The organism is Amycolatopsis sp. SID8362, assembly GCF_010550475.1.
In the GTDB taxonomy this organism is placed as follows: Bacteria; Actinomycetota; Actinomycetes; order Mycobacteriales; family Pseudonocardiaceae; genus Amycolatopsis; species Amycolatopsis eburnea.
In genome coordinates this window covers 35509-42432 of sequence record NZ_JAAGNB010000821.1, presented here as the reverse complement: position 1 = coordinate 42432, position 6924 = coordinate 35509, and the positions used below count along the sequence as shown (strand labels likewise).

Annotated in this window: 4 protein-coding genes; 2 read left to right on the top strand and 2 right to left on the bottom strand. The window is 71.1% G+C overall.

From position 1 onward, the window contains the following. The first annotated feature begins 364 nt into the window (after positions 1-364). Positions 365-1816, top strand: coding sequence for a helix-turn-helix domain-containing protein (locus tag G3I65_RS25220; RefSeq protein ID WP_160698295.1), 1452 nt, complete (start codon positions 365-367; stop codon positions 1814-1816). A gap of 101 nt (positions 1817-1917) precedes the next feature. On the opposite strand, the gene G3I65_RS25215 is transcribed toward G3I65_RS25220, so the two are convergent. Beyond that, entirely contained in the window at positions 1918-2163 is a 246-nt protein-coding gene (locus tag G3I65_RS25215; RefSeq protein ID WP_309235692.1) for a hypothetical protein, read from the bottom strand. Positions 2164-2255: 92 nt separating this feature from the next. Further along, on the bottom strand, positions 2256-2879 hold the full coding sequence (locus G3I65_RS25210) for a TetR family transcriptional regulator (RefSeq protein ID WP_160698294.1): 624 nt from the start codon (positions 2877-2879) through the stop codon (positions 2256-2258). Between the two features lie 179 nt (positions 2880-3058). Here G3I65_RS25210 and G3I65_RS25205 point away from each other — a divergent pair, with 179 nt between their 5' ends. After that, a complete protein-coding gene (locus G3I65_RS25205; RefSeq protein WP_160698293.1) occupies positions 3059-6715 on the top strand; it encodes a glycoside hydrolase family 3 C-terminal domain-containing protein in 3657 nt (1218 codons plus the stop codon). The last annotated feature ends 209 nt before the right edge of the window (positions 6716-6924 follow it).

Genomic DNA, 6924 nt, shown 5'->3' with positions numbered 1-6924 from the left:
CCGCCAGTCCGCCCCGCGCTGGGCCGTCCCGGCCGGCGGTCCGGCCGGGACGGCTGGTCGCACGGCCTGCGCGGGCCGGACGCGCTCGGGCGATGTCCGCTCGCTGCGGGCGTTCTCCACCCAGCGCACCGTCATGACCACCTCGACGTGTCGGCACCGGCGCGACAACGGGACACGGATCCTCCGCATGGTTCGGGTTCGGCGGATCAGCATTCCGGCCGCCGGGCGCGAGCGGATTCCCAGCGGACAGGAGTTTTCGCCGGATTTTCCCGGAAACCAGCGGAACTGGGCCGGAAACCGCTGATGCGCTACGGTGACCCGTCGTCAGCGGTGTGGATCACCCGATCGGTCACGGAGCGGCATCATGGGAACCACCAGGTCGAAGCCGGGGAACAAGACGGAACGGGAACGGCTGCGGCACCAGCTGCTCGGCAGCGGTTGCCCGCCGGCCCGGATCGCGGTGGAGATGGCCGCCCGCTGGCAGTTCAACCTGCGGCAGGCCTGGCGCTACACCCACGGCCTCTCCCAGACGGAGGTCGCGGCCCGCTGCAACGACCTCGTCGGCGACGGCCGGGCACCGATGACCGGCAAACGGATCAGCGAATACGAGGCATGGCCGCAGCGAGGGCTCCGCCCCACCGTCCACGTCCTCGCCCTGCTCGCCCGTGTCTACGGCACGGTGCCGCGCGCTCTGCTCGGCGACGACGAACTGCCGCTGCTGCCGGAATCGGAACGGCTCGTGCTCGACCAGCTTCCCCAGCCCGGCACCACCGCGGTTCCCCCGGAACCCGCGTCCGTCGCGGAAACCGAACCCTTCGGCCCCGCCGCGGTCCGCGCCGCCGCGCACGCGTCCGGATTGCACGCCGAACGCGCCGAGGTCACCGAGGTCGGCGCGATCACCCTCGAGCAGCTGGACCACGACGTCGTCCAGCTCGCGCGCAGCTACATCCTCACCCAGCCGGCCGAGATCTTCGGCGAGCTCATCCGCGTGCGCGACCGCGTCTACCAGCTGCTGCGACGGCGTGCCCATCCGGCCCAGCAGTCCCACCTCTACCTGCTCGCCGGCCAGACGTGCGGGCTGCTGGCGAGCGCCAGCATGGAACTGGGCTGCTACGGCGCCGCCGCCGAACAGTCGCGCGCCGCGTGGGTTTACGCCGAAGTCATCGGCCACAATGGACTCAAGGCGTGGCTGCGCGGCACCCAGGCGCTCATCGCGTTCTGGTCGGGAAACCCGCGGGAGGCGGCCACCCTGGCCGAATCCGGCCGCGAATACCTGCAGCGCGGCACCGGCTTCGTGCGGCTGTGCAACATCGAAAGCCGGGCCTGGGCCCACCTCGGCGACATCCGCGAAACCCGGAAGGTGATCGGCATGGGCCACCAGGCGCGTGAGCGCGCCACCGAACCCGACCAACTGCACGACCTCGTCGGCGGCGAGTTCGGGTTCGACGAAGCGCGGCAGTTCTTCTGCAACGCCGGCGCCTGGGTTCAGGTGGGCAAGCCGGTCCCGGCGATCGAGGCCGCCGAGCGCGCACTACGGCTGTACGCGACCGACGCCGAGCGCAACCGCCGCTACGGCGGCGAGGCCTCGGCCCGCCTGGAAATGACCGACGGATACCTGGCCACCCGCGACCTCGACGCGGCCGGCGCCTCGCTCCACCCCGTGATCAGCACGGCCGCCACCACCGGCGTCGCCCAGCTCGCCACCCGGCTGTCCGAAATCTGCGCCACCCTGAACACGCCGCTTTACCGCAACTCCCGCGAGGCAAGGGAACTGGCCGAACGGATCCGCACCCACCCAGCCCTCACGAACCACTGACCCACACCTGACCGACCACGCCGGCATCGCCCACGACAGCGGCCCGGCCGGTCGCCGCGACCACTCGTCTGGTCTCGGCATCGGCACCGGGTGACACCTCGTCAACGTTCTCCGCCGTCGATCGAGCGCAAAGCCTCGAACGGCGTACGGCCCGTTGCTTCGGCAAGGGCCGTGACAGCCACTGCCGCCAACGCGGTCAGGTTCAACGCCGCCATCATCGCGTCCTCCCGGACGGCGGCCTCGGTGATGTTGTGGACATCTCCGTCTTCGTCGGCAAGGTAGGCAGCCACACCTTCGACCGCGGCACTGCGCTCGGCTGCCCGCTTCCTTCGTTCGTTGCTCTGCACTCGGCCAGTATCCTCACCGGCGTCCAGGCAAACCCGAACCAGCCGCTAGCTGGCATCTGCGAAGAGCAAGGGCCAGACCGGCTCCCGACCTGTCACGGCTCCCGCGTCACGCCGAGGGCGACCGCCCGCAGCAGCGTCGTCAGCTGCTCGCGGAACCGCAGCGCGCTGTGCGCCCACCGCGGCACCTCGTCGTAGAGGCGGCGCAGGGTCGGCGTCGGCCGCGACAGCTGGAACAGGTACGCCGCGCAGCTCATCGCCGCCGTCAGGATCGTGCGCGCGCCGTCGGCGTCCAGGCCTTCGCCGGCCTCCACGAGCGCGGCCGTCATCGCGTCGAAGGACTCCGTGGCCGCCGTCTTGTACCGGCGCGCCCGCTCGAGCCGGACCGCGCCCTCCAGGCTCAGGCCGACGTGCGTCTGCAGGTCGCAGAACAGCGGGAGCGCGTCAAGGGACCCGGCGACGACGTCGGCGACCTCCGTCGCGGTCAGGCGGCGGCCGCCGAGACCGGCCAGCAGCCGCTCACGCCATTCGGGCCACTCCCGCTCGGCCAGTTCGAGCAGCAGCTCTTCGCGGGATTCGAAGTAGCGCCGCAGCGCCGACGGATGCAGGCCGACGCGGCTGGTCACCTCGGTGAGCGTGACCTCGCGCACGCCGAGGTCGACCGCCAGCTCGCGCGCGGCGGTCAGCAGGGCCGTCCCGGCCGCGCCGGAATGTGGCACGCGGGGTCGCCGGCTGAAAGTTACATCCGGAAAGCACAGCCCGGCGACCAGGCGGAGCCGAAACCCTTGCCCCGAAACGGGATCGGCTGCTAACGATGGTGTTCGACCAGGCCGGGGATTTCACCGGAACTCAGCAAGCACCCAGGTGGTCCCCACCGACGCTCTGTGACGGAGATCCGATGTCCTTGCTCCTCCCCGGCCGGCGAAGGGCACGGCTCACCGCCGTTTCCCTGCTCGCCGCCACCATGACCGCGGCCACGTTCGTCCCGTCCGCGTGGGCCGGCCCGCAGCCGGCTGGGACCGCGCCGCCGGTCTACCGCGACACCCACTACAGCTTCGCCGAGCGGGCCGCCGACCTCGTCTCCCGGATGACGCTGCCGGAAAAGGTGCTGCAGCTGCACACCAACAGCGCGCCGGCCATCCCGCGGCTCGGCGTGCAGCAGTACACGTACTGGAGCGAGGGCCAGCACGGGCTCAACACGCTCGGCGCGAACACCAACGCCGGCACCGTCACCGGTGGCGTGCACGCCACCAGCTTCCCGACGAACCTGGCGAGCACCATGTCCTGGGACCCGGAGCTGATCTACCAGGAGACCACGGCGATCTCCGACGAGGCCCGCGGCATGCTCGACAAGTCGCTGTGGGGCGTCGCGCAGAACAACATCGGCCCGGACAAGAACGGCTACGGCTCCCTGACCTACTGGGCGCCCACGGTGAACCTGGACCGCGACCCGCGGTGGGGCCGCACCGACGAAGGGTTCGGCGAAGACCCGTACCTGGTCGCGAAGATGGCCGGCGCGTTCGTCAACGGCTACCAGGGCCAGACGCGAGAGGGCCGGCCGATGACGCCGTACCTGAAGGTCGCGGCCACGGCCAAGCACTACGCGCTCAACGACGTCGAGAACGACCGTCACGCGGATTCCTCCGACACCACGGACGCCAACATCCGCGACTACTACACCCGGCAGTTCCGGGACCTGATCCAGGACGCGCACGTCTCCGGCCTGATGACGTCGTACAACGCGATCAACGGCACGCCGGCGCCCGCGAACACGTACACGGCGAACGAACTGGCCCAGCGCACCTACGGTTTCGACCGCTACACGACGTCCGACTGCGGCGCGGTCGGCGACGTCTACGCGCCCGGCAGCCACAACTGGGCGCCGCCGGGCTGGACCACGACCACCGCCAACGCGGCGACGCAGTGGACGAACACCGCGACCGGCCAGCAGGTTTCCGGCGCCGCGGGCGGTCAGGCGTACGCGCTGCGCGCGGGCACCCAGCTCAACTGCACCGGCTCGGAAGACACCCTGGCCAACATCCAGGAGGCCATCAAGGCCGGCGTCCTCTCCGAGGGCGTCGTCGACGACGCGCTGGTGCACCTGTTCACCATGCGCATGCAGACCGGCGAGTTCGACCCGGCCGACCGCGTGGGCTACACGAAGATCACGAAGGACCAGATCCAGAGCGCCGCGCACCAGGCGCTGGCCACGAAGGTCGCGGACAACTCGCTGGTGCTGCTGAAGAACGAGAAGGTTTCCGGCACGCCACTGCTGCCTGCCGATCCGGCGAAACTCGGCAACGTGGTCGTCGTCGGCGACCTCGCCGGCAAGGTCACCCTCGGCGACTACTCCGGCGAGCCCGCGCTGCAGGTGAACGCCGTGCAGGGCATCACGTCCGCGCTCAAGGCGGCCAACCCGGCCGCCACGATCACCTTCGACGCGTGCGGGACGTCCACCGGCACGACCACCGCGGCGAGTTGCTCGGCGGCGACCATGGCCGCCGTCAAGACGGCCGACCTGGTCGTGGTGTTCGCCGGCACCGACACGAATGTGGCGACCGAGGGCAGGGACCGCACGAGCATCGCCATGCCGGGCAACTACGACTCGCTGCTCGACCAGGTTGCGGCGGCCGGCAACCCGCGCACCGCGCTCGCCGTGCAGGCGGGCGGCGCCGTCTCCCTCGACCACGCCAAGAGCGGCTACCCGGCCATCGTGTTCAGCGCGTACAACGGGGAAAGCCAGGGCACCGCGCTGGCCGACGTGCTGTTCGGCAAGCAGAACCCCAGCGGGCACCTGAACTTCACCTGGTACGCCGACGACACGCAGCTGCCCGATATGAAGAACTACGGGCTGACGCCGTCGCAGACCAGCGGCCTCGGCCGCACCTACCAGTACTTCACCGGCACGCCGGCCTACCCGTTCGGTTACGGGCTCTCCTACACGGATTTCGCCTACTCGCACGTGCACGCCGACACCAGGACCGCCCGCGCGGACGGCAAAGTCACCATCGACCTCGATGTCACCAACACCGGCAGCACCCCCGGCGCCACCGTCGCGCAGCTGTACGCCGCCACGGCGTTCACCGTGCCCGGCGTGGAACTGCCGCGCCAGCGACTGGCCGGCTTCAAGAAGACCGGCGTGCTGGCCCCCGGCCAGACCCAGCACCTGACCATCCCGGTGCGGCTGAGCGACCTGTCGCTCTGGGACGAGGCCAAGCACCGCCAGGTGGTGTACGAAGGTTCCTACCGGTTCGGCGTCGGCGCCGACGCCGCCCACCTCGCCGGCACCGCCACGGTGGCCGTCACCGGCGCCATCACCCCGCGGACGCAGTACGTGACGGTGCAGCCCGGCCAGGTGGTGTTCGCGCCCGGCCAGAGCATCGACCTGGCAGGCAAGAACCCGTGGATCGCCGACGACACCGCCCAGGCCGCCCAGCACGTGCCCGCCGACCACGTCGTGGAAGCGGTGAACACCGACCAGTCGTTCGCCGACCTGGCGCACAAGCGGGTCGTGTACCGCAGCAGCGATCCGCGCGTGGCCCAGGTGAGCCGGACCGGCAAGGTGTCCCTGATCGCGCCCGGCGTCGCGACCATCAGCGTCACGGTCGACGGCGTCACCGGCTCGACGCCCGTCGTGGTCAAGCAGCCGTTCACGCTCAGCGCGCCCGACCGGGTGCAAGCGGGCACGACGTACACCGTCACGACCACCTTGCCCAACCCGGCGGGGGCCCGGCCGCTGCGGGACGTGACCCTGGCGCTCAGCGTGCCCACCGGCTGGACCGCGCAGGCGACTTCGCCGGCGACCTTCGCCACCGTCGCCGCCGGGCAGACCGTCAGCACCACGTGGCAGGTCGGCGTGCCGGCCGCGGCGCAGCCCGGGAAGTTCGACGTGTCGGCGGAGGCCGCGTTCACCTCCGTCAACGGACCCGGCACCTCGGTGGACGCGACCACCGTGATCCTGCCGCACCCGCCGTACCCGTCGTTGCCCGCGGCTTACAACAACGTGGGCGTCAGCGACGACGCCACCCCCGGCGCGGGCAACTTCGACGGCGGCAACGCCAGCTTCTCCGCGCAGGCGCTGGCCGCCGCGACGCCGAGTCTCACTCCGGGCGCCACCTTCACCCACGACGGCCTGACCTTCACCTGGCCCGACGTCACGCCGGGCAGCCCGGACAACGTCGTCGCGGGCGGGGTGGCCGGCGGGCAGACCATCCTGGTCTCCGGCACCGGCCACACCCTCGGCCTGATCGGCGCCGGCGACTACGGCAGCCCCACCGGCACCGCGACGGTGACCTACACCGACGGCACCTCCGAGTCCCACAGCGTCAGCTTCGCCGACTGGTGGGCCAACGCGGCGACCGGCGGCGACGTCCTCACCACGCTGCCGTACCTCAACAACAGCAGTGGCCGGCTGAACCAGCAGGTGAGCCTGTACTACGCCCCGATCCCGCTGCGGGCGGGCAAGACGGTGCAGTCGGTGACCCTGCCGGACGTCAGCGACGGAGCGAACACCGGGACGGCGGCGATGCACATCTTCGCCATCGCCATCGGCTGAGGACGGGGTCCCAGGTGCTCGGCACCTGGGACCCCCAGCCGTGTTCGTCCGCGGTGGGGGGCCTTCTGCTCCTCGGCCGGACGCCAGGATCACGCAGATCTACGAAGGGACGAACCAGATCCAGAAGGTTGTCACGGCTCGGGCCCTGCTCAAAGGCCGATGATCGCTGGTTGCGTCAGGTGATCGCCAGTCCTCCGTCCAGTGGCAGC